Consider the following 23,531-nt stretch of genomic DNA (forward strand, 5'->3'; position numbering starts at 1 on the left):
CTCACGCCCGGAACACGTGGCGGCGGATCGCCGCGGCGTTCGAGAAGATGCGGATGCCGAGCACGACGACGACACCCGTGGACAGCTGAGCGCCCACGCCCAACTTGTCGCCCAGGAAAACGATCAGCGCGGCCACGACCACGTTGGACAGGAACGACACCACGAAGACCTTGTCGTCGAAGATCCCGTCGAGCATGGCCCGCAGACCACCGAAGACGGCGTCGAGCGCCGCGACGACGGCGATCGGCAGGTAAGGCTCGACGACCGCCGGAACCTCAGGCCGGACCAACAGTCCTGCCACGACTCCCACGACGAGGCCCAGTACGGCGATCACGATGTGCCCTTCCCAGATTTCTCGGTGTTCGGCTGTGCGGTACGTACGATCACACTCGGTGCGGCCGGCAGCCGGAGGTCGCTCTCCACGGAGATGCTGTTCCGGATGCCGTAGTTGTCTTGCAGGGCATGCAGATACAGCCCGTCGGCGCTGTCCTGGAACCTGGCGCTCAGCTGCTTGCCGTTGCCGACGGCCAGCACCGTGTAGGGCGGGACCAGCGGCTTGTTGTCGACCAGTATGGCGTCGCCCGCGGCCCTGATCGCCGACAGCGCCGTCAGCCGCCGGCCGTTGATCGAGATGGCCTCGGCGCCCGACTCCCACAGGCCGTTGACCACGCGCTGCATGTCGCGGTCGCGCACCCGCCCGGTGTCGGAGAAGTCCGAGGTCTCGCGCGGGTTCCCGTTGCCGCCGCTGGTGGCTTCCTTGGCGTCGTTCACGACCAGCTTCACGCCGGGGCCGTGCACCTCGACCGCCCCCGACAGGATGCCGACCAGCTCGCTCTTGTCCCCGCCGCCGCTCTTCTTCAGCGCCGCCCGCTGCCGCGCGCTCACGTCATCGCGCAGTGTGTCGACGGACGCCTCCAGCTTGTCCGCCGCCGCGGTCTCCCGGTCGATGCGGTCGACCAGCTCCTGGCGCTCCTTGGCGACGGTGGGAGCCGCCACGCGCGCCTGCGCCGCTCCCATGGTGACGACGAGAGCCGCGAGCACCAGCCCGGCCGCGAGACCGATCTTGGCCCGCAGGGTCTTCGGCAGGCCAGCCGCGCCCGCGGCCTTCTTCCGGGCGGCCGCCTCCGCGTAGCCTTCGTCGAGGCTGTGGTCCATGACGTTGGTGAGCAGCGACATGGAGGCGTCCGGGCGCGGGGGTCGCGTGGGTGTGCTCCGAACGGGGGGCTGCTGCGGCATGCCGCACATCGTCGCATGTCGCCGGCGATACCTCCGAATGGCCCCACCGGCGTGCCGGACAGGCCCCGTTGGAGGCACCTGTCCGGCACGTACGCGTACTGCGCTTCTCAGCGGCCGGCGCTGTCCACGACCGCCGCCCACTCGTCCAGCAGGGCCTGCGCGGAGGAGTCGTCCGGGCCTTCCGCCCACAGGTGGGTGACCGCCTCGGCCGGGTCGGGCAGCACCATCACCCAGCGACCGTCGGTCTCCACCACCCGCACGCCGTCGGTGGTGTCCACGAAGCGGTCTCCGGCCGCCTCGACCACGCGCCGCATCACCAGTCCCTTGACGGCCCACGGAGTCGCGAGATCCCGCTTGAGGACGTGCGCCCGCGGAATCCGGGCGTCGATCTGGCTGAGCGTGAGCTGCGTCCGAGCCACCAGTCCGATGAGCCGCACGAAGGCGGCCGTACCGTCGAAGACGCTGCTGAACTCCGGGACGATGAAGCCGCCCTTGCCGTCCCCGCCGAAGATGGTCGAGTCGTCGCCGCCGACCCGCGTCAGGTCGTCGGGCGACGTCGTCGTCCAGTCCACCTGCGTGCCGTGGTACGCCGCCACCTGTTCGGCGATCCTGGTCGTGGTCACCGGCAGCGCCACCCGCCCGCTGCGCCGCTCCGCGGCCACCAGGTCGAGCATGACGAGCAGTGCCCGGTCGTCCTCGACGATCCGCCCCTTCTCGTCGACCAGCGACAGGCGCTCCCCGACGGGGTCGAACCGCACGCCGAAGGCGGCCCGCGACGAGGCCACGATCTCACCGAGCCGTACCAGCCCCGACCGCCGCACATCGGCGGTCTCGGTGGGCCGCGACTCGTCGAGCCCGGGGTTGATGGTCAGCGAGTCCACGCCGAGCTTGCCGAGCAGGCTGGGCAGCACCAGGCCGGCGCTTCCGTTCGTCGCGTCGACGACGACCTTCAGGCCGGACTCGCTGATGCCGGTCGTGTCGACGTTGCGCAGCAGCGACCCGGTGTACGAGTCGAAGACGCTCGACGGGAAGTGCAGGTCCCCGATCTCGCCGGGGAAGGCACGGCGGTACTCCTGCCGTGCGAACACCCGGTCCAGCTTCCGCTGGCTGCCCTGCGACAGGTCGGCGCCGTTGCCGTCGAAGAACATGATGTCCACGGAGTCCGGCACCCCGGGTGTGGTGCGGATCATGATCCCGCCGGCACTGCCCCGCGCGGTCTGCTGCCGGGCGACCGGCAGCGGTACGTTCTCCAGGTCGCGTACGTCGATGGCGCTGGCCTGCAGGGCGGAGATGACCGCCCGCTTGAGCGCTCGGGCACCACGGGAGTGGTCGCGGGCGGTGGTGACGGTGGAGCCCTTCTTCAGGGTCGTCGCGTAGGCACCGGCCAGCCGCACCGCCAGTTCCGGGGTGATCTCCACGTTCAGGATCCCGGAGACACCACGGGCGCCGAAGAGGTGCGCCTGGCCCCTGGACTCCCAGATCACCGAGGTGTTGACGAAGGCACCGGCCTCGATGGTCTTGAACGGGTACACCCGCACATTGCCCTGAACGATCGATTCTTCACCGATCAGGCACTCGTCGCCGATGACCGCGCCGTCCTCGATCCGGGCGGCCCGCATGATGTCGGTGTTCTTGCCGACCACGCAGCCGCGCAGATTGCTGTGCTGCCCGACGTACACGTTGTCGTGGACAACGGCCTTGTGCAGAAAGGCCCCGCTCTTGACGACCACGTTCGAGCCCACGACCGTGTGCTCGCGAATCTCGGCACCGGATTCCACCTTGGCGTAGTCCCCGATGTAGAGCGGACCGCGGAGCACGGCTTCGGGATGCACCTCGGCGCCCTCGGCCACCCACACCCCCGGGGAGATCTCGAAGCCGTCGAGCTCCACGTCGACCTTGCCCTCGAGAACGTCGGCCTGTGCCTTCACATAGCTCTCGTGGGTACCGACGTCCTCCCAGTATCCCTCCGCGACATAGCCGTATACCGGCTTGCCCTCCTTCATCAACTGCGGGAAGACATCGCCGGACCAGTCGACGGACACATCGGCCTCGACGTAGTCGAAGACCTCGGGTTCCATGACGTAAATGCCGGTGTTCACGGTGTCGGAGAAGACCTGGCCCCAGGTCGGCTTCTCCAGGAAGCGCTCGACCTTGCCCTCTTCGTCGACGATCGTGATGCCGAATTCCAGCGGATTGGGCACGCGCGTCAGGCATACGGTGACGAGCGCGCCCTTTTCCTTGTGGAAATTGATCAGGTCGGTGAGGTCGAAGTCGGTCAGGGCATCACCGGAGATGACCAGGAAAGCATCATCCTTCAACGCCTCCTCGGCGTTCTTGACGCTTCCGGCAGTACCGAGTGGCTTCTCCTCGTTGGCATAGGAGAGCTCCATTCCGAGCTCTTCGCCGTCACCGAAGTAGTTCTTGACCAATGAGGCCAGGAACTGGACGGTGACAACGGTCTCGGTCAGCCCATGCCTTTTCAGCAGCCGCAGCACGTGCTCCATGATCGGGCGGTTGGCCACGGGCAGGAGCGGCTTGGGCATGCTTGAGGTCATGGGGCGAAGGCGCGTGCCTTCGCCTCCGGCCATCACGACGGCCTTCATGTCGGAAACGTCCTCCTCAAAGAGACGACGGTCTGGCCGACTTCACCCGCCCTGATTGTCCCGCACTTTTGAGCCAAGGGCCATCGAGCCACTACGGCCGGGGCAATGGGCGAGTTCAATCGGCCACAGCGTCCGCACGGACCAGGCGGCGGACTTGTATCACGTAGAGGACTCCTGCCCACCAGTAGAGGGTTGTACCCCACCCTGCGAACGCCCATCCGAAAATAGCAGCGAGTGACGAGATCCATCCAGTTCCGTCACTGAGCAGGAGCAACGGGAAGGCATACATCAGGTTGAAGGTAGCCGCCTTCCCCAGGAAGTTCACCTGCGGTGGCGGATAGCCATGACGTCTGAGGATGCCGACCATCACCAGCAGGACCAGCTCGCGCGCGAGAAGTACAGCCGTCAACCAGAGGGGCAGAATCTCGCGCCAGGTGAGGCCCACCAGTGTCGAGAGAATGTAAAGCCGGTCGGCGGCGGGGTCGAGAAGCCGGCCGAGGCTGCTGATCTGATTCCAGCGCCGCGCGAGCTTGCCGTCCAGATAGTCACTGACTCCGCTGAGAGCGAGCACCAGCAGCGCCCACCCGTCACTCTTGGGCCCTCCGAACTCAGGCCTCAGGATCAGCCACAGGAAGACCGGCACGCCGACGAGGCGCGCCATGCTGAGGACATTGGGGATGGTGAGCACCCGGTCCGTCTGGACGCGGGTCTCCTGGACCTCCACCCGGGGGCCTCCTGTGGGAAACGTGCCAACGATGCCCCCTGACCCTACCTCAACGCAAAAAAGCTCTGGCTCTCGGGCTGTGTGCCCAAGAGCCAGAGCTCTAAAGGTAGTTCGGCGGCGTCCTACTCTCCCACAGGGTCCCCCCTGCAGTACCATCGGCGCTGTAAGGCTTAGCTTCCGGGTTCGGAATGTAACCGGGCGTTTCCCTCACGCTATAACCACCGAAACACTATGAAGTTACAACCGGACACCACACGGTCGTTGCCTCAGAACAAACACAGTGGACGCGAGCAACTGAGGACAAGCCCTCGGCCTATTAGTACCGGTCACCTCCACCAGTCACCTGGCTTCCAGATCCGGCCTATCAACCCAGTCGTCTACTGGGAGCCTTACCCTCTTATAGAGGTGGGAGTCCTCATCTCGAAGCAGGCTTCCCGCTTAGATGCTTTCAGCGGTTATCCCTCCCGAACGTAGCCAACCAGCCATGCCCTTGGCAGAACAACTGGCACACCAGAGGTTCGTCCGTCCCGGTCCTCTCGTACTAGGGACAGCCCTTCTCAAGACTCCTACGCGCACAGCGGATAGGGACCGAACTGTCTCACGACGTTCTAAACCCAGCTCGCGTACCGCTTTAATGGGCGAACAGCCCAACCCTTGGGACCGACTCCAGCCCCAGGATGCGACGAGCCGACATCGAGGTGCCAAACCATCCCGTCGATATGGACTCTTGGGGAAGATCAGCCTGTTATCCCCGGGGTACCTTTTATCCGTTGAGCGACGGCGCTTCCACAAGCCACCGCCGGATCACTAGTCCCGACTTTCGTCCCTGCTCGACCCGTCGGTCTCACAGTCAAGCTCCCTTGTGCACTTACACTCAACACCTGATTGCCAACCAGGCTGAGGGAACCTTTGGGCGCCTCCGTTACCCTTTAGGAGGCAACCGCCCCAGTTAAACTACCCATCAGACACTGTCCCTGATCCGGATCACGGACCCAGGTTAGACATCCAGCACGACCAGACTGGTATTTCAACGACGACTCCACACGAACTGGCGTCCGCGTCTCAAAGTCTCCCAGCTATCCTACACAAGCCGAACCGAACACCAATATCAAACTGTAGTAAAGGTCCCGGGGTCTTTCCGTCCTGCTGCGCGAAACGAGCATCTTTACTCGTAGTGCAATTTCACCGGGCCTATGGTTGAGACAGTCGAGAAGTCGTTACGCCATTCGTGCAGGTCGGAACTTACCCGACAAGGAATTTCGCTACCTTAGGATGGTTATAGTTACCACCGCCGTTTACTGGCGCTTAAGTTCTCAGCTTCGCCCGACCGAAATCGGACTAACCGGTCCCCTTAACGTTCCAGCACCGGGCAGGCGTCAGTCCGTATACATCGCCTTACGGCTTCGCACGGACCTGTGTTTTTAGTAAACAGTCGCTTCTCGCTGGTCTCTGCGGCCACCCCCAGCTCGGAGTGCAAGACTCGTCACCAGGTGTGGCCCCCCTTCTCCCGAAGTTACGGGGGCATTTTGCCGAGTTCCTTAACCATAGTTCACCCGAACGCCTCGGTATTCTCTACCAGACCACCTGAGTCGGTTTAGGGTACGGGCCGCCATGAAACTCGCTAGAGGCTTTTCTCGACAGCATAGGATCATCCACTTCACCACAATCGGCTCGGCATCAGGTCTCAGCCGTATGCAAGGCGGATTTACCTACCTTGCGGCCTACACCCTTACCCCGGGACAACCACCGCCCGGGCTGGACTACCTTCCTGCGTCACCCCATCACTCACCTACTAACCGCTTGGTCCGGCGGCTCCACCACTCCCCTTCGCCCGAAGGCTCCGGGGCGGCTTCACGGCCTTAGCATCACGATGCTCGATGTTTGACGCTTCACAGCGGGTACCGGAATATCAACCGGTTATCCATCGACTACGCCTGTCGGCCTCGCCTTAGGTCCCGACTTACCCTGGGCAGATCAGCTTGACCCAGGAACCCTTAGTCAATCGGCGCACACGTTTCTCACGTGTGAATCGCTACTCATGCCTGCATTCTCACTCGTGAACCGTCCACAACTACCTTCCGGTGCTGCTTCACCCGGCACACGACGCTCCCCTACCCATCACAGCGGGCGTTGACCCTCATGCTGCAATGACACGACTTCGGCGGTACGCTTGAGCCCCGCTACATTGTCGGCGCGGAATCACTAGACCAGTGAGCTATTACGCACTCTTTCAAGGGTGGCTGCTTCTAAGCCAACCTCCTGGTTGTCTCTGCGACTCCACATCCTTTCCCACTTAGCGTACGCTTAGGGGCCTTAGTCGATGCTCTGGGCTGTTTCCCTCTCGACCATGGAGCTTATCCCCCACAGTCTCACTGCCGCGCTCTCACTTACCGGCATTCGGAGTTTGGCTAAGGTCAGTAACCCGGTAGGGCCCATCGCCTATCCAGTGCTCTACCTCCGGCAAGAAACACACGACGCTGCACCTAAATGCATTTCGGGGAGAACCAGCTATCACGGAGTTTGATTGGCCTTTCACCCCTAACCACAGGTCATCCCCCAGGTTTTCAACCCTGGTGGGTTCGGTCCTCCACGACCTCTTACAGCCGCTTCAACCTGCCCATGGCTAGATCACTCCGCTTCGGGTCTTGAGCATGCTACTAAAACGCCCTCTTCGGACTCGCTTTCGCTACGGCTACCCCACCCGGGTTAACCTCGCAACACACCGCAAACTCGCAGGCTCATTCTTCAAAAGGCACGCAGTCACGAGATGGAAGCAAGCTCCCATCCGACGCTCCCACGGCTTGTAGGCACACGGTTTCAGGTACTATTTCACTCCCCTCCCGGGGTACTTTTCACCATTCCCTCACGGTACTATCCGCTATCGGTCACCAGGGAATATTTAGGCTTAGCGGGTGGTCCCGCCAGATTCACACGGGATTTCTCGGGCCCCGTGCTACTTGGGTGTCTCTCAAACGAGCCGCTGACGTTTCGACTACGGGGGTCTTACCCTCTACGCCGGACCTTTCGCATGTCCTTCGCCTACATCAACGGTTTCTGACTCGTCCTGTCGCCGGCAGACAACAGAAGAGAGATCCCACAACCCCGCACACGCAACCCCTGCCGGGTCTCACACGTATACGGTTTGGCCTCATCCGGTTTCGCTCGCCACTACTCCCGGAATCACGGTTGTTTTCTCTTCCTGCGGGTACTGAGATGTTTCACTTCCCCGCGTTCCCTCCACACTGCCTATGTGTTCAGCAGCGGGTGACAGCCCATGACGACTGCCGGGTTTCCCCATTCGGACACCCCCGGATCAAAGCCTGGTTGACGACTCCCCGGGGCCTATCGCGGCCTCCCACGTCCTTCATCGGTTCCTGGTGCCAAGGCATCCACCGTGCGCCCTTAAAAACTTGGCCACAGATGCTCGCGTCCACTGTGCAGTTCTCAAACAACGACCAACCACCCGTCACAACCCACTCACGCGGATTTTTACCGGGGCCGGCACCTGAAGGCAGCCTCACGGCCGTACCCTCAGACACCCAACAGCGTGCCCGGCCAGGTCCCGTCCGGAGATCATGCGTTCCACGCTCTTGCGAGCAGTACTAGCAGCCTCCGACCCGAGGTCCCGGCCGAGTAGTCAACGTTCCACCCATGAGCTGACCACCGCCGGACGTTTGCCGGCGTAGTGGCTCTGGCTGCTCTGCGGCAGCAAGATGCTCCTTAGAAAGGAGGTGATCCAGCCGCACCTTCCGGTACGGCTACCTTGTTACGACTTCGTCCCAATCGCCAGTCCCACCTTCGACAGCTCCCTCCCACAAGGGGTTGGGCCACCGGCTTCGGGTGTTACCGACTTTCGTGACGTGACGGGCGGTGTGTACAAGGCCCGGGAACGTATTCACCGCAGCACTGCTGATCTGCGATTACTAGCGACTCCGACTTCATGGGGTCGAGTTGCAGACCCCAATCCGAACTGAGACCGGCTTTTTGAGATTCGCTCCACCTCACGGTATCGCAGCTCATTGTACCGGCCATTGTAGCACGTGTGCAGCCCAAGACATAAGGGGCATGATGACTTGACGTCGTCCCCACCTTCCTCCGAGTTGACCCCGGCGGTCTCCCGTGAGTCCCCAGCACCACAAGGGCCTGCTGGCAACACGGGACAAGGGTTGCGCTCGTTGCGGGACTTAACCCAACATCTCACGACACGAGCTGACGACAGCCATGCACCACCTGTACACCGACCACAAGGGGGCGACCGTCTCCGGCCGTTTCCGGTGTATGTCAAGCCTTGGTAAGGTTCTTCGCGTTGCGTCGAATTAAGCCACATGCTCCGCCGCTTGTGCGGGCCCCCGTCAATTCCTTTGAGTTTTAGCCTTGCGGCCGTACTCCCCAGGCGGGGCACTTAATGCGTTAGCTGCGGCACGGACGACGTGGAATGCCGCCCACACCTAGTGCCCACCGTTTACGGCGTGGACTACCAGGGTATCTAATCCTGTTCGCTCCCCACGCTTTCGCTCCTCAGCGTCAGTATCGGCCCAGAGATCCGCCTTCGCCACCGGTGTTCCTCCTGATATCTGCGCATTTCACCGCTACACCAGGAATTCCGATCTCCCCTACCGAACTCTAGCCTGCCCGTATCGACTGCAGACCCGGGGTTAAGCCCCGGGCTTTCACAACCGACGCGACAAGCCGCCTACGAGCTCTTTACGCCCAATAATTCCGGACAACGCTTGCGCCCTACGTATTACCGCGGCTGCTGGCACGTAGTTAGCCGGCGCTTCTTCTGCAGGTACCGTCACTTGCGCTTCTTCCCTGCTGAAAGAGGTTTACAACCCGAAGGCCGTCATCCCTCACGCGGCGTCGCTGCATCAGGCTTGCGCCCATTGTGCAATATTCCCCACTGCTGCCTCCCGTAGGAGTCTGGGCCGTGTCTCAGTCCCAGTGTGGCCGGTCGCCCTCTCAGGCCGGCTACCCGTCGTCGCCTTGGTGAGCCATTACCTCACCAACAAGCTGATAGGCCGCGGGCTCATCCTGCACCGCCGGAGCTTTCCACCACCCGACCATGCGGTCAGCGGTTGTATCCGGTATTAGACCCCGTTTCCAGGGCTTGTCCCAGAGTGCAGGGCAGATTGCCCACGTGTTACTCACCCGTTCGCCACTCTTCCCCACCGAAGTGGTTCATCGTTCGACTTGCATGTGTTAAGCACGCCGCCAGCGTTCGTCCTGAGCCAGGATCAAACTCTCCGTGAATGCTTCCCCGTCATCGGGGCGACACACACGAGAGCGGTGCGAGAGGAGGAATAATCCCCCCGCACACAGCGTCCTCGCTGTGTATTTTTTCAAAGGAACCTCGCCCCGACCGTATGGCCGGAGACGGGGTATCAACATATCTGGCGTTGACTTTTGGCACGCTGTTGAGTTCTCAAGGAACGGACGCTTCCTTCGTACTCACCCTCTCGGGCTTTCCTCCGGGCGCTTCCCTTCGGTCTTACGCTTCCGACTCTATCAGTGTTTTTCCGTCCCCCTGACCACTCTCCTGCGGGCATGCAGAAAGTGACCCCGGGATAGGATCTGAACGAGTATGAGTGCTGCTGATCAAGGACGCTTGGTCGCGCCACTCGGTCTCAAGCAGGAGTACGACTGTACACGGGGCCGGGAAGCGGGTGCAAATCGATCGGGGTGGTGGTCTAGACCACTAGCCGGTATCTTCCCTACGGAACGCGCAGTTCATATGACATAGCCTGCTCACAGTGCGCCGTCCGGAACAGGTAGTGACGGCCCTTCTCGATCTCCACCCCCTCGGAGGCTTCCCATGACCACCGTGACGTCCCCTGTCGCAGGGCGTGCCATCGGACTGGCAGCAGTGCCGGATCCCGTCTTCTCCGGGGCGATGGTCGGCCCGGGTACCGCGATCGACCCGGTACGGGAGCCGTCCGAGGCCATCGCTCCCGTTGACGGCGTCGTCGTCTCCCTCCATCCACACGCCTTCGTGGTGGTGGACGAGCACGGACACGGCGTCCTGACGCACCTCGGGATCGACACCGTGCAGCTGAACGGCGAGGGCTTCGAACTGCTCGTGAACAAGGGTGACACCGTCGCCCGGGGACAGAGTGTGGTGCGCTGGAACCCTGCGGCCGTGGAAGCGGCCGGCAAGTCCGCGGTATGCCCGATCGTGGCGCTCGAGGCCACGGCCGAGGCTCTTGCCGATCTTCGTGACGATGGTGACGTGAAGGCCGGCGACAGCCTCTTCGTCTGGAAGTGACGTCTGCGCCGTCGGCGTGACGGCACCTTGTACAACCACCGCGGCGGCGGGACCCGCCGCACTATCGGAGACGGGTGAGATGGAGACAACGCTGCGAGGCGTCGGTGTGAGCCACGGTGTGGCGATCGGCGAGGTTCGGCACATGGGGACGGCGGTCCTGGAGCCGCCTGCCAAGCAGATCCCGGCGGAGGACGCGGAGCGCGAACAGGGCCGTGCCCGCCAGGCCGTGGAAGCTGTGGCGGCCGATCTGATGGCGCGCGGCAACCTGGCGGGGGGTGAGGCCCAGGCGGTGCTCGAAGCCCAGGCCATGATGGCCCAGGACCCGGAGTTGATCGCGGATGTCGAGCGGCGCATCGCCGTCGGGAGCACGGCCGAGCGGGCCGTGTACGACGCGTTCGCCGCCTACCGCGCTCTGCTCGCCGGCGCCGGCGAGTACCTCGCCGGTCGTGTGGCCGACCTCGACGACGTGCGGAATCGTATCGTCGCCCGGCTGCTCGGGGTCCCCATGCCGGGTGTCCCGGACAGCGACGAGCCGTACGTCCTCATCGCGCGTGACCTTGCGCCCGCCGACACGGCGCTGCTGGATCCGACGCTGGTGCTCGGGTTCGTCACCGAGGAGGGCGGCCCGACCAGCCACAGCGCGATCCTGGCGCGGGCGCTCGGTGTGCCGGCCGTGGTGGCGCTGCCGGGCGCGGGTGAGCTGGCCGAAGGCACCGTGATCGCGGTCGACGGCAGCACCGGCGAGATCTTCGTGAACCCGAGCGAGGAGAAGAAGTCCCAGCTGGAGGCCGCGGCCGCCGAGCGCAGGGCGGCGCTGTCCGCCGCCACCGGTCCGGGTGCCACCTCCGACGGTCACAAGGTGCCGTTGCTGGCCAACGTCGGCGGTCCCGCGGACGTACCGGCCGCCGTCGAGGCCGGGGCCGAGGGCGTCGGCCTCTTCCGCACCGAGTTCCTCTTCCTTGACGACAGCAAGAACGCGCCGTCGGAGAAGAAGCAGGTCGAGGCCTACCGTCAGGTCCTCGAGGCGTTCCCCGAGGGCCGCGTCGTCGTACGGGTGCTGGATGCCGGTGCCGACAAGCCGCTGGACTTCCTCACGCCGGCCGACGAACCCAACCCCGCGCTCGGTGTGCGCGGCCTGCGGACGCTGCTCGACCACCCGGAGGTGCTGCGCACCCAGCTGACGGCCCTGGCGAAGGCTGCCGAGGGACTGCCGGTCTACCTCGAGGTGATGGCCCCGATGGTGGCCGACCGCGCCGACGCCAAGGCCTTCGCCGACGCCTGCAGTGAGGCGGGACTGCGGGCGAAGTTCGGCGCCATGGTCGAGATCCCGTCGGCTGCGCTGCGGGCCCGGTCGATTCTGCAGGAGGTCGAGTTCCTGTCGCTGGGCACCAACGACCTCGCGCAGTACACCTTCGCCGCCGACCGTCAGGTGGGTGCGGTCTCCCGGCTGCAGGACCCGTGGCAGCCCGCGCTGCTCGACCTGGTCGCGCTGTCCGCGGAAGCCGCGAAGGCGGAGGGCAAAAGCTGTGGTGTCTGCGGCGAGGCCGCGTCCGACCCGCTGCTCGCCTGCGTACTGGCCGGTCTGGGCGTCACCTCCCTTTCCATGGGTGCGGCGTCGATTCCCTATGTGCGGGCCACGCTCGGCAAGTACACACTGGCCCAGTGCGAGCGGGCCGCCGCGGCGGCCCGGGCTGCGGACAGCGCCGAGGAGGCGCGGGACGCGGCGCAGGCGGTGCTCTCCGGCGAGTAGCCGGAAGCGGCGTCGGCCGACATCGCGACACCGGTTCTTGCGGGGCGCTCCACCGGCGGGGTGGGGCGCCCCTTGCCGTTCAGTGAGGGTGATCCGGTGCCTGTCCTTCCTGCCCGAGGTCGGGCGGTGCGCAGTAGTCGACGTCCGATTCCGGTGAGATCGGATCGCCGGACTCGATGTCGGTGCAGTAGGCGTCGAACACCTCTCCCGCCGTGAGGGGTTCGAGGCCCTCCCCGTGCAGACGCCACCCGTAGACACGGTCGGTGGTCGCGGGGGCGCTGGTGCGCATCACGAGTCCGCCTGGGCTCCGGGTGGCGATGCCGAGGGCCAGAACCGTGGTGAACTCGAGCGCTTCGGCCTCGTCGAGCTGGACGGCGCCGGGGTCGACCTGGTCGGCGTGGAGGACGGAGAGGAGTGTCTCCGGTTCCGCCGAGACGCTGCAGACGAGGTGGTGGTTTCCCGGGCCCGCAGCGTCGAGGACGCGTGCGAGGAGGTGCGAGGCGCGGGTGAAGGAGGCGCGGCCGATGTCCTCGCCGCAGGAGGCGCAGGCGCCGAGGCGGGCCAGGAGCGTGGACGCGTACTCCCAGGTGGCCTGCCGCACGGCCTCGTCCACGAGGGCGGGCACGAGGTCGGTCAGGGGCTGGCCCTCGTAGGGCAGGACGGCTCCTGTGGCCGACAGTTCGGCGGTGAAGCGAGCTCGGCTCGACTGGACGTCGGGATCGAGGCCCTTGCCGGCGCAGAAGTCCGCGTACTCCTGCGGGTCGAAGAGCGCGACCGTGGTGTGGCTGCCCTGGGAGACGCGCGTCCTGAGGAGCGCCTCCACCTGCCGCAGATAGGTCGTGTGGTCGTCGAAGGTGAAGCTGCGGTAGCGGCGCATGGCGCGGAAGTCGTGTTCGTCGGTCAGCAGGCCGATGGTGCCCACGATCTCGCGGCGCAGAACGCGTCGCACGGTCTGGTGGTCGGTGCGCGTCATCTTTCCCCCTGTGCACAGTCGATCAATGCTCACTCACAGTAACCGGCGCCACTGACAACGGCTGCTCCGTGAGCCGCTTGCCGACCGAGCAGGTCACCTTCGTGCATGGGGCGCCGGGTCTCTCCGCCCCGGCGTCGCACTCGCCGGCCGTCGGTGGGCCGGCCCGCCGGGCGGACGTGCGGGCGGTGAGCAGGTTCGGCGGCACCGACCTGCGGTGGGCGGCCGTAGGCTGCGATCACGGTTCGGCGGGAAGCTCTCCGCGACGCACCGGCCGACTGCGGCATCGGCGCGAACCGGTCGAACGGGTCGAACGGGTCGAACGTGGCGAATCCGCGGGTGCCGGTGTGGACGAGACGGCGGTGGAGTATGGGCTGCGGTCGTAGGGCCGGTGGGCGGCGGCCGGCCTCGGACCTCGCTTCCGTGCCCGGTGAGTCCGAGGCCACCTGCGGTGGTTGAGCCGACTGCGATGCGCTCAGGCGCGTTTGCGGGCGAGTTCCTCGTAGAAACGCAGCAGCCCGAGGTCGTCGATGGAGCCCGGATTGACGGCCTTCTCCAGCGGGGTGCCCTGGAGCAGTCGCTTGACGGGGACCTCGATGCGTTTGCCGGTGAGGGTGTGCGGGATGCCGGGGACCTCGATCACCTCGTCGGGGACGTGGCGCGGTGAGAGCTGCTCCCGGATGGTCTGCTTGATACGGCCCAGGAGTGCCTCGTCCAGCTTCGCGCCGGGCGCCAGGTGCACGAAGAGCGGCATCCAGTAGCCGCCGTCCGGCTGCTCGACGCCGATGACGAGGGATTCCTTGATCTCGGGGATGCGCTCGACGGCCTCGTAGATGTCCGCGGAGCCCATGCGCACGCCCTGGCGGTTGAGCGTCGAGTCCGAGCGGCCGTGGATGACGACGGAGCCGCGGGAGGTGAGGGTGATCCAGTCGCCGTGGCGCCAGACGCCGGGGTACGTGGCGAAGTAGCTGTCGTGGTAGCGGTGGCCGTCGGGGTCGTTCCAGAAGTGGATCGGCATGGACGGCATGGGGTTGGTGACCACGAGCTCGCCGACCTCGTCGATCACCGGCCTGCCGCTCGGGTCCCAGGACTGCAGGTCGGTGCCGAGGCCGGGCGCCTGGAGCTCGCCGACGTACACCGGGAGGGTCGGTACCGCTCCCGCGAAGCAGGAGCACACGTCCGTGCCGCCGCTGACGGACGCGATCCACAGGTCGTCGCGCACCTCGTCGTGCAGCCAGCGGAAACCGTCGGGCGGCAGCGGGGACCCCGTGGTGGCGACGCAGTCCACCGACGAGAGGTCGAAGTCGCGCGAGGGGTGCACCCCGGCCTTGCGGCACGCCATGACGTACGCCGCCGAGGTGCCGTACAAGGTGGCCCCGGTCCGCTCGGCGATGCGCCACTGGGCGCCCGTGTCCGGGAAGCCGGGGCTGCCGTCGTAGAGCACGATCGTCGTCCCCGTGAGCAGGCCGGAGACGAGGAAGTTCCACATCATCCAGCCGGTCGAGGTGTACCAGAAGAAGCGGTCCTCGGGGCCCAGGTCGCAGTGCAGGCCGAGCTGTTTGAGGTGCTCGATCAGGATGCCGCCCTGGGACTGGACGATGGCCTTGGGCAGGCCGGTCGTGCCCGAGGAGTAGAGCACCCACAGAGGGTGGCCGAAGGGGACCTGTTCGAAGACGGGTTCCACGTCCGCGCCGGTCAGGGCCGACCACTCCAGGGCGCCTTCGGGGGCCTCGGTACCGAGGAGGGGAACGTGGACGACGACACGCACGGTGGGCAGTTCGCGGCGCAGTTCGGCGACGACGTCGCGGCGGTCGCGCTCCTTGCCGCCGTAGCGGTAGCCGTCGACGGTGAACAGGACGACCGGCTCGACCTGCTGGAAGCGGTCGAGGACGCTGCGGGCGCCGAAGTCGGGGGCGCAGGACGTCCAGACGGCGCCCACGGCGGCCGTGGCGAGGAACGCGACGACGGCCTGCGGGACGTTCGGGAGGTAGCCGCTGACGCGGTCTCCCGGGCGTACGCCACGGGCGCGCAGTTCGGCGGCCAGGGAGCCGACCTGGCGGCGCAGCTCGGCCCAGGTCACGGGGTGCGGCTGGTGGGTCTCGTCCACGCACAGGAGGGCCGGTTCGTCCGCGCGGGCCGCCGTCGCGCGCAGGGCGTGTTCGGCGTAGTTGAGGGTCGCTCCGGGGAACCACTCGGCACCCGGCATCGAGCGGTCGCCGAGCACGCGCGCGTAGGGTGTGGAGAAGCGTACGTCGAACCACTCCGTGACGGCTTTCCAGAACGTGTCCGATTCGTCGACGGACCAGCGGTGCAGCGCCGGGTAACCGCCCCCGGACGGGGCGCCGTGACGCTCGGCGGCCCAGGCCTGGAACTTGGTGACCTGCGCCTGGGCGATGCGTTCGGGATCGGGCTGCCAGAGCGGCTGGGGGTTCTCGGTCGACATGGGGCGGCTCCCGGACTGTGCGCGTCGTGTGCGTCGGTCGCGCACGTGCTGGGGTGTGCGCGTGACGCGGCTGACAGGGACGATGCCATGTGATCGACTTCTGCACCAGGGCACGCTCCACATAGTCCGTGCCGTGAAGATGTGGTCCCGGCACGGGTGAACGGAAGTTGAACGACGCACGCGCGCGGGGCGGTCGATGGCAGGGTGAGCAGCATGGACGGTCGTGACCTGGTGCGTTCGATGAAGGCGGTCGGTTCTGCGGGGGCGGCCCAGGGGTTGCGTACCGTACGAGCCGCATGGCGCACACGGCGTGCGGACGCCTCGGCGCTGCCGTCGCGGGGCGCCGAGCACGCGCGGGTGCCCGGGCCCGTGCAGGAGGTGGAGACCGCGCCGGGCGGCGGCATCGTCCGTTTCGCCCGGTCCGAGCTGCGCATCATGGTCGCGGTGAACGGCGCGGTCTTCTGGGGCTGGGACGGGGCCGGTCCGGAGCCGTCGTACGCGCTCGCGGGCCGCTGCCCGGAGCCGGATCCCCGGACGGCCCTGGAGCCCGACAAGGAGGGCGGCTGGCGCGTCGTGGCGGAGCGGGTCACGGTCGCCGTCTCGCGGCACGGCGCGGTCGAGGTGCGTACGCCCGGCGGAGTGACGCTGCGCCGGGACCTGCCGCCGCGGTGGTGGGAGCCGGTCGGGGGTGGTACCGCGCGCTGGATGCAGCGCTCGGAAGTGGCCGCGGACGCGCGGTTCTTCGGCCTCGGGGGGCGGGCGTCGGGGCCACGCATGCGCGACGGTACGTACCGTATGTGGAACACGGACCCGGGGCACGCGTTCGGTCCCGGTGACGATCCGCTCTACATCACCATGCCCGTGCAGCTGGTGGTCGCCGACGCGGCGACGCATCTGGTGTTCCGCGACACCTCCTGGCGCGGCACGGTGACCCTGCGGGAGGGCGAGGAGGGCGCCGGTTCCGGACACGACCGGGCGGGGACGTCCGAGCTGCGGATGGAGGGCGGTCCGCTGCGCTGCTGGGTGGTGGTCGGCACACCCGCACGCGTGCTGCTGGTGTGGGCGTCGCTGACCGGCGCGCCCGCGCTGCCGCCCACGTGGGCGCTGGGCCATCACCACGCGCGCTGGGGCTTCGGCAGTGAGCAGGAGGTGCGGCGCATCGTCTCCGGCTATCAGGAGCGCGGGCTGCCGCTGGACGCCGTCCACCTGGACATCGACCACTACGACGAGCACCAGGTGTTCACCGTCGACCAGGAGCGCTTCCCCAAGCTGCCGCTGCTCGCCGATGAGCTGCGCCAGGACGGGGTCCGGCTGGTGTCCATCGTCGACCCCGCGGTCAAGGCCGCGGAGGGCAACGCGGTGTACGACAGCGGGACGGCCCGGAACGCCTTCGTGCGGGACGCCGCGGGACGGCTGGTGCGGGGGGTCGTGTGGCCCGGGGAGACGGTGTTCCCGGACTTCACGGACCCGCGGGTGCGGGAGTGGTGGGGGCGGCTGTACGAGGAACGGCTCGACCAGGGGTTCTCGGGGTTCTGGCACGACATGAACGAACCCACCTCGTTCGCCGCCTTCGGCGAGCCGACCCTGCCGCTCTCGGCCAGGCACGCGCTGGAGGGGCGGGGCGGCGACCATCGCGAGGCGCACAACGTCTACGCGCTGTGCATGGCCAGGGCGGCCTACGAAGGACTGCGCGAGCTGGTGCCGGAGGAGCGGCCGTTCGTCTTCTCGCGTTCCGGCTGGGTCGGCATGCAGCGTTACGGGGGCACCTGGTCCGGGGACGTGGCCACGGGCTGGCCCGGGCTGCGGGCCTCGCTGTCGCTGGTCCTGGGGCTGGGGCTGTGCGGGGTGCCGTATTCGGGGCCGGACGTGGGCGGATTCGACGGGACTCCGTCGCCCGAGCTGTATCTGCGGTGGTTCCAGCTGGGCGCCTACCTGCCGCTGTTCCGCACCCACGCGAGTCTGCGGGCGGGGCGCCGGGAGCCCTGGGAGTTCGGCGCCGAGGTGCTGGAGCACGCGCGCGTGGCGCTCGTCGAACGCCGGCGGCTGCTGCCGTACTTCGTCACGCTCGCCCATCTGGCCCGGCGCACCGGAGCGCCCTATGTGCGGCCGCTGTGGTGGTCGGCGCCCGAGGACCGCGCGCTGCGCGACTGCGAGGACGCCTTCCTCCTCGGTGACTGTCTGCTGGTGGCGCCGGTGCTCGACCCGGGCGCGGACCGGCGCGCGGTGCAGCTGCCCCGGGGGCGCTGGTACGACACCGTGACGGAGCGGGCGTACGAGGGGCCCGGGCAGGTGCTCCTCGACGCCCCCTTGTCACGGATTCCGGTGCTCGCGCGCGCGGGCTGCGTCATTCCGGTGCGCGGGGACGGCGGCGGCCTCGAGCTGGAGGTGTGGGCGCCCGCCAGGGGACGCACCGGCGGCGGGCTGGTGGTGCCGGACGCCGGTGAGGGATGGGACGAGCCGGAACTCGAGCGCTACGTCACCCGGTGGAGGGGGCAGCGGCTCGTGGTCGAGCGGGAGGGCGAGGGCGGCACCGGCGCGCCGCCTCACCCGGTCCAGGTCCGGGGGCTCGACGGGGGCTGACTCAGACGTACCGGCCCTCGAACCAGGCCCGCACGGCCAGCGTGTGCAGGGGGAAGGCGAGCTCCTCCGGCCTGCGCAGGAGGTGCCAGCCCTCCGTCTCGTCCGTGGCGGAGGACTTCGGCAGGCCCTCGGCCGGGCGCTCGGGGAGGAGCCCGAACAGTAGCAGGTGCCCGTCGGGAGAGCTCATGGCGTCGACGAGCCGTACGTCGCGGCCGGCCGCGTCGATCCCGGTCTCCTCCTTGAGCTCACGGACGACGGCCTGCCGCCAGTCCTCCCGGTCGTCGATGTAACCGCCGGGCAGCGCGACGCCTCCGCGCGCGGGGGCGACGGTCCGGGTGATGACGACCAGGGCGGTGCCCTTCGTGTCGTACACGGGCTGGAGCGCGATCGCCACCGGCAGCGGGTTGCGGTAGGCCACGGCGTGGCAGGCCGGGCAGGTGCGCGGCCAGCCGGTGACGCCCTCTCCGTAGGGTGCTCCGCAACTCGAACAGTGGGAGTCGGGCGCGGAATCGAGAGTGGAGGCATGGGTTTCGGACACGAAGCGGAATGTATCCGATCACGGCGAGGGCGTCTCCAGGAGGCGGCTCAGAAGCGGCCGCCGAGCGACGCGGCGGACACGGGGAAGTCGAAGTAGGTGTCCGGGTAGGGCCCGGGCCGGTACGTGTGCCGTCCTCGAACAGCCGGGCCTTGTCGACTTCCGGGTAGAACTCGCCCTTCATCGCCTGTCGAGGTCCTCGGCCCAGCGGACGAAGTGGTTCACGGCGCGCTGCGGGCGGTAGCAGTCGTACACCTTGAGGCTGTAGCCCCGGCGCACCAGCCTCAGCTGGGCCTTGTGCAGTGCTTCGGCGGCGGGCCGGGTGAGGAGGCAGATCGGCTGCTGGTAGCCGTCGATGCGCTCGCCGACGAAGTTGTGCCGGGTGAAGTAGCGCATCTCCTGGATGATCGTCGGGTCCACGGTCCTCAGGGCCACGAAGTCCTCCGGTGCCCTGGGTTCCGTCTTCGCCCGGGCGCTGGCGGAGGCCGCGGTGACCGCCAGCAGGGCGGCGAGTGCGGTGATCAGGACGCGTAACGCGCTGGGGAGACGTGTCATGCCTCCTGCGTGTATCAGGCCGGGGCGGCCGGAACCACCCCCGTGGGCCCCGGCCGTCCCTTCCGTAACGACGACGCGGCGGGGAGCGGTTCGGTTCGCCGGGGGGCCTGCCCATTTCCGGAAGCACGTGACACACTTCTGACGTCCCGTCAGATTCCGTCGCGAGGAGGGGCTTTGTCGCGTACACGCACACCTGTGGTCGAAGGGTGGTTCGCCGGCGACGGGGACGACTTCAGGCTCCTCGGCACGCGCTGTGCGGCGTGTCTCTCGGTCTTCTTCCCCCGGCAGGACGCGCACTGCCGCAACCCGCTGTGCTCCGGCGGGGATCTGCAGGAGGTTCCTCTGTCGCCGCGCGGGCGCGTCTGGTCGTACACGGACAGCCGGTACCGGCCTCCGTCACCCTATGTGACCGATCCGGAACTTCCGTGGGAGCCGTGCACGTTGATCGCTGTGGAGCTGGAGGCCGAGCGGATGGTGGTGCTGGGACAGGCGGCTCCCGGGACCACCGTCGCCGATCTGGCGGTCGGCATGGAGGTGCGGGTGGTCCCCGGGGTGCTCCACCAGGACGCGGAGACGATCTGGACGACCTGGCACTGGCGGCCGACGGGGGTGGGGGCGTGACGGGTGAGGTGGCGGTGCTCGGGGCGGGTATGCACCCGTGGGGCAAGTGGGGGCGCGGATTCGTCGAGTACGGGGCCGCGGCGGCCCGCGCGGCCCTCGCCGACGCCGGGCTGGAGTGGCGGGACGTGGGCTCGGTCGTCGGGGCCGGCACGGTGCGCGGCGGCTATCCGGGCTATGTGGCCGGGGCGGCCTTCGCCAGGGCGCTGGGCTGGCAGGGGGCCAGGGTGGCCAGCGTCTACGCGGCCTGCGCGTCCGGGGCGCAGGCCGTCGACACGGCCCGCGCGCAGATCCTCTCCGGCCTGGCGGACGTCGTCCTGGTGGTCGGCGCCGACTCGGCCCCCAAGGGGTTCTTCCGGCCGGCCGGAGGGGACCGGCCGGACGATCCGGACTGGCTGCGCTTCCGCGTGCTGGGAGCCACCAACCCCACGTACTTCGGGCTGTACGCGCGCCGCCGCATGGCCGTGCACGGCGACACCCTGGACGACTTCGCGCAGGTCAAGGTCAAGAACTCGGCCCTGGGCGCGCTCAATCCGCACGCGCGCTACCGCCGGCGGGTGACCGCCGAGGAGGTCGCCGCGTCCGCCGTGGTGGCCGATCCGCTGCGCCTGCTCGACATCTGCGCGACGTCGGACGGGGGCGCCGCCCTGGTGCTGTCCAGCATGGAGTTCGCGCGCCGGCACGGAGCCGGTCGGCCGGTGAGGATCCGCGCGGTGTCCACCGTGACCCCGCGCTACCCCAGCACGGTGCTGGACCTGCCGGACATGGCGACCGATTCCGCGGTCGCGGTCGAACCGACCGCCGACACCTTCCGCGCCTCGATCGCGCGCGCCGCCTACGAGGAGGCGGGCATCGGGCCGGAGGACCTGTCCCTGGCGGAGGTCTACGACCTGTCCACCGCCCTGGAGCTGCAGTGGTACGAGGATCTCGGGCTGTGCGGGCAGGGAGAGGGCGCCAAGCTGCTGCGGGAGGGAGCGACGGCCCCGGGCGGGCGCACACCGGTGAACATCAGCGGCGGGCTGGCCTCCTTCGGGGAGGCGGTTCCGGCCCAGGCGCTCGCCCAGGTGTGTGAGCTGACCTGGCAGCTGAGGCAGGAGGCGGGTGAACGGCAGGTCCCGCGGGCGCGCGTCGGGATCACCGCGAACCAGGGGTTGTTCGGGCACGGGTCTTCGGTGATCGCGGTCCGCTGAGAGCCGGTGCCGGCCCCGTTCCCGGGAGTGCGGCCGCACGCCGGGCAAGCCCTTTCACGTACGGTGCGTGACCGGCCGGGAATCCTGCGTGAACGTCTCATGAACTGGGCCTGCGCTCCTCCCGGCCGAGCCATCATGCTCCCGTGCCCTCCTGGACGGATACTCTCCGCTTCGCCTTCCAGCCGGTGGTCAACCTGGCCACCGCAGCGGTCGCGGGGCTGGAGATACTCGCCCGCCCGGAGACCGGCGACATCCTGGCCGAAGCCCGCCGCAACCCCGAACTCGACGGCAGGCTGGCGGTGCTGGCGCTGCGCGCGGCGGCGCACCGGGAGACCCTGCTGCCGCTGCACGTCAACGTGTTCGCGGGCACTCTCGCCGACCTCGGCGGTCTCACCCCGCTCCACGACGCCGTTCGGCAGGCCGGACGGCTGCCGTGGGAGGTGACGGTCGACGTCGGACCGCCCTACACCCACGTCCCGCAGCAGGCCCTGCTGGAGGCGGTGGGCGCCGTGCGGGGCCAGGGATTCCGGATCAGCGCGGACGGCGTCGGGGACGGTGACATACCCCTGCGGCTGCTCACCGACCTGGCGCCCGACCTGGTGAAACTGGACGCCTCCTTGCTGGCGCGGCCGGCGGCGGTGAAGGCCATGCGGACACTGTGCGAGCAGTCCGGGGCCCTGCTGTGCGTCGAGGGTGTGGAGACGGAACGGCAGTGCGCCGCCGCGATCTCCTCGGGCGCGCAGCTGGGCCAGGGCCAGCTGTTCGCGCCACCGGCCCGGTTGCCGGTGGCGGACGTATACGTTCCGCCCCGCTCCCCCGGCGCCGTGACCGTGCCGAGGTCGGGGCCGTCGGTGCGGGAGTTCGTCAGACCGGCCGCGCTGCTGCCCGCCACGGCGTCGGCTGCTCAGGTACGGGCGCTGCTGACCGGGTCCCCCGACGTGTCCGGGGTGCTGCTCGTGGACCAGCACGGGCGCCCGGTCAGGTCGGTGCACCGTTCACGTTTCCTGCTGTCGTTGTCGGGACGCTACGGACACGCGCTGTACGCCGACCGGCCCGCGGCCAGGCTCGGGGACCCGCCGCGCACGGTGGGCGCCGACGCCACCGCCTGGGAGGTCCTGGACGTGGTGGCCGTGGGCGACCGGAGCCGCACCTCGGACGACGTGGCGGTGGTGGACCCGCACGGCCGGTGCGTGGGGGTCGTACGGCTGGCGGACCTGGTGCGGGCGCTCGCCGAGAGCCGGGTCGAGGAGGCGGCCGGGCTGAATCCGCTCACCCGGCTTCCCGGCTCGGACGCGATCACCGGCGAGGTGGACCGCCGGATCGCGGACGGCCGGACGTTCACCCTGAGCTGGCTGGACGTGGATCACTTCAAGCAGGTCAACGACGGGGCCGGCTTCGCGGCGGGCGACGAGCTGATCCGCTCGGTGGGCCGGGCGCTGCAGCACGCGGCGTCCGGCAGCACCCGCGTGGGGCACATCGGTGGGGACGACTTCCTGGTGCTCGCCGAACCGGCGCGGCTGGACGCGTTGGCCGCCGCGGTGCTCGGCGTTCCCTGGTCGGCCGGCGGGCGTCCGGTCACGCTGTCCCTGGCCACGGTGGTGTGCCCGCCGGGCAGCGTGACGGACCACCGGCAGGCCGCCGCATGTCTCGCGCCGCTGAAGAAGGCCGCGAAATCGCTGCCCGGGGCGAGCTGGGTGCTGGGCCGGGCGGGCCTGCCGGGGCACGAGATCCGGCGCGGCGCGCAGGCTGCACCCGCCCGGGCCGGATGCGCGGTGGCGGAACCGGGCCTAGGCTGATCGTCACAACCGACCGGCCCCGCACACCCCGCAGGGACACACCGCCGGCTGTCACCGTTGCCGTCGGCGACCTTGACGCTCTGTGGGCGTCGGTGAAAACTTCCGGTGTCAGTCGACATCGCCGTACATGCACGGTCTATCCAGGCACGCTCCCCGTGAGCGCCGCCCGAGGAGCAGGCCCGTTCCCCCACGGTCGACGCGATGGCGACGGCATGCTCGGCACGGACGCCGGGCGGGGCTCGGGACCTGCCCGCCGCCGGCCGAAGTCG

The 23,531-nt window shown here is 68.2% G+C and carries 13 protein-coding genes, 3 rRNA genes and 1 pseudogene; 6 read left to right on the forward strand and 11 right to left on the reverse strand.

Going from position 1 to position 23,531, the window contains the following annotated elements; genetic code table 11:
- Nucleotide 1 precedes the first annotated feature (1 nt).
- The 7 genes from ACJ9NR_RS06770 to ACJ9NR_RS06800 form a co-directional block, all read right to left on the reverse strand.
- Nucleotides 2-334: a small basic family protein gene (locus tag ACJ9NR_RS06770; RefSeq protein ID WP_003988855.1), complete on the reverse strand. Its 333-nt coding sequence runs from the start codon at nucleotides 332-334 to the stop codon at nucleotides 2-4.
- Nucleotides 331-1,245, reverse strand: coding sequence for a DUF881 domain-containing protein (locus ACJ9NR_RS06775; protein WP_412489214.1), 915 nt, complete (start codon nucleotides 1,243-1,245; stop codon nucleotides 331-333). The genes ACJ9NR_RS06770 and ACJ9NR_RS06775 overlap by 4 nt, the downstream gene beginning before the upstream one ends.
- 98 nt (nucleotides 1,246-1,343) lie before the next feature.
- Nucleotides 1,344-3,839: a sugar phosphate nucleotidyltransferase gene (locus ACJ9NR_RS06780; protein WP_412489213.1), complete on the reverse strand. Its 2,496-nt coding sequence runs from the start codon at nucleotides 3,837-3,839 to the stop codon at nucleotides 1,344-1,346.
- A 115-nt stretch (nucleotides 3,840-3,954) separates the two neighbouring features.
- Complete coding sequence (gene clsA, locus ACJ9NR_RS06785) at nucleotides 3,955-4,563, reverse strand: cardiolipin synthase ClsA (protein ID WP_412489212.1); 609 nt, start codon at nucleotides 4,561-4,563, stop codon at nucleotides 3,955-3,957.
- Between the two features lie 109 nt (nucleotides 4,564-4,672).
- Nucleotides 4,673-4,789: ribosomal RNA gene (gene rrf, locus ACJ9NR_RS06790) — 5S ribosomal RNA — on the reverse strand.
- A gap of 70 nt (nucleotides 4,790-4,859) precedes the next feature.
- Nucleotides 4,860-7,979 (reverse strand): 23S ribosomal RNA (locus ACJ9NR_RS06795).
- A gap of 308 nt (nucleotides 7,980-8,287) precedes the next feature.
- A 16S ribosomal RNA gene (locus ACJ9NR_RS06800) occupies nucleotides 8,288-9,813 on the reverse strand.
- The 16S, 23S and 5S rRNA genes sit together here, the layout of an rRNA operon.
- 562 nt (nucleotides 9,814-10,375) lie before the next feature.
- Between ACJ9NR_RS06800 and ACJ9NR_RS06805 the strand changes: the two genes are divergently transcribed.
- Nucleotides 10,376-10,825 carry a PTS sugar transporter subunit IIA gene (locus ACJ9NR_RS06805; protein WP_412489211.1) on the forward strand — a complete coding sequence of 150 codons (450 nt, stop codon included), beginning with the start codon at nucleotides 10,376-10,378 and terminating at the stop codon, nucleotides 10,823-10,825.
- Between the two features lie 79 nt (nucleotides 10,826-10,904).
- The gene (ptsP, locus tag ACJ9NR_RS06810) at nucleotides 10,905-12,575 is read left to right on the forward strand and encodes a phosphoenolpyruvate--protein phosphotransferase (RefSeq protein ID WP_412489210.1); all 1,671 of its coding nucleotides are present in this window, start codon (nucleotides 10,905-10,907) and stop codon (nucleotides 12,573-12,575) included.
- A 79-nt stretch (nucleotides 12,576-12,654) separates the two neighbouring features.
- Here the strand turns inward: ptsP and ACJ9NR_RS06815 are convergent, their stop codons facing one another.
- Nucleotides 12,655-13,548, reverse strand: coding sequence for a DUF8829 domain-containing protein (locus tag ACJ9NR_RS06815; RefSeq protein ID WP_412489209.1), 894 nt, complete (start codon nucleotides 13,546-13,548; stop codon nucleotides 12,655-12,657).
- A 472-nt stretch (nucleotides 13,549-14,020) separates the two neighbouring features.
- Nucleotides 14,021-15,988: an acetoacetate--CoA ligase gene (locus ACJ9NR_RS06820; protein WP_412489208.1), complete on the reverse strand. Its 1,968-nt coding sequence runs from the start codon at nucleotides 15,986-15,988 to the stop codon at nucleotides 14,021-14,023.
- Nucleotides 15,989-16,201: 213 nt separating this feature from the next.
- Between ACJ9NR_RS06820 and ACJ9NR_RS06825 the strand changes: the two genes are divergently transcribed.
- Nucleotides 16,202-18,568, forward strand: coding sequence for a glycoside hydrolase family 31 protein (locus ACJ9NR_RS06825; RefSeq protein ID WP_412489207.1), 2,367 nt, complete (start codon nucleotides 16,202-16,204; stop codon nucleotides 18,566-18,568).
- 1 nt (nucleotide 18,569) lies between these two features.
- On the opposite strand, the gene ACJ9NR_RS06830 is transcribed toward ACJ9NR_RS06825, so the two are convergent.
- Together ACJ9NR_RS06830 and ACJ9NR_RS06835 are read right to left on the reverse strand one after the other, a co-directional pair.
- Nucleotides 18,570-19,106, reverse strand: coding sequence for an NUDIX domain-containing protein (locus ACJ9NR_RS06830; protein ID WP_412489206.1), 537 nt, complete (start codon nucleotides 19,104-19,106; stop codon nucleotides 18,570-18,572).
- Nucleotides 19,107-19,233: 127 nt separating this feature from the next.
- A pseudogene (locus tag ACJ9NR_RS06835) lies at nucleotides 19,234-19,658 on the reverse strand (M15 family metallopeptidase); the annotation flags it as partial.
- A 195-nt stretch (nucleotides 19,659-19,853) separates the two neighbouring features.
- Between ACJ9NR_RS06835 and ACJ9NR_RS06840 the strand changes: the two are divergent.
- The 3 genes from ACJ9NR_RS06840 to ACJ9NR_RS06850 all read left to right on the forward strand — a co-directional run bounded on the left by ACJ9NR_RS06840 (nucleotide 19,854) and on the right by ACJ9NR_RS06850 (nucleotide 23,262).
- Nucleotides 19,854-20,279: a Zn-ribbon domain-containing OB-fold protein gene (locus ACJ9NR_RS06840; protein WP_412490500.1), complete on the forward strand. Its 426-nt coding sequence runs from the start codon at nucleotides 19,854-19,856 to the stop codon at nucleotides 20,277-20,279.
- A complete protein-coding gene (locus ACJ9NR_RS06845) occupies nucleotides 20,276-21,466 on the forward strand; it encodes a lipid-transfer protein (RefSeq protein WP_412489205.1) in 1,191 nt (396 codons plus the stop codon). The genes ACJ9NR_RS06840 and ACJ9NR_RS06845 overlap by 4 nt, the downstream gene beginning before the upstream one ends.
- Nucleotides 21,467-21,609: 143 nt before the next feature.
- Nucleotides 21,610-23,262: an EAL domain-containing protein gene (locus tag ACJ9NR_RS06850; protein ID WP_412489204.1), complete on the forward strand. Its 1,653-nt coding sequence runs from the start codon at nucleotides 21,610-21,612 to the stop codon at nucleotides 23,260-23,262.
- Nucleotides 23,263-23,531: the final 269 nt, after the last annotated feature.

It is taken from the genome of Streptomyces sediminimaris, from assembly GCF_047049295.1.
Taxonomy (GTDB): Bacteria; Actinomycetota; Actinomycetes; order Streptomycetales; family Streptomycetaceae; genus Streptomyces; species Streptomyces sediminimaris.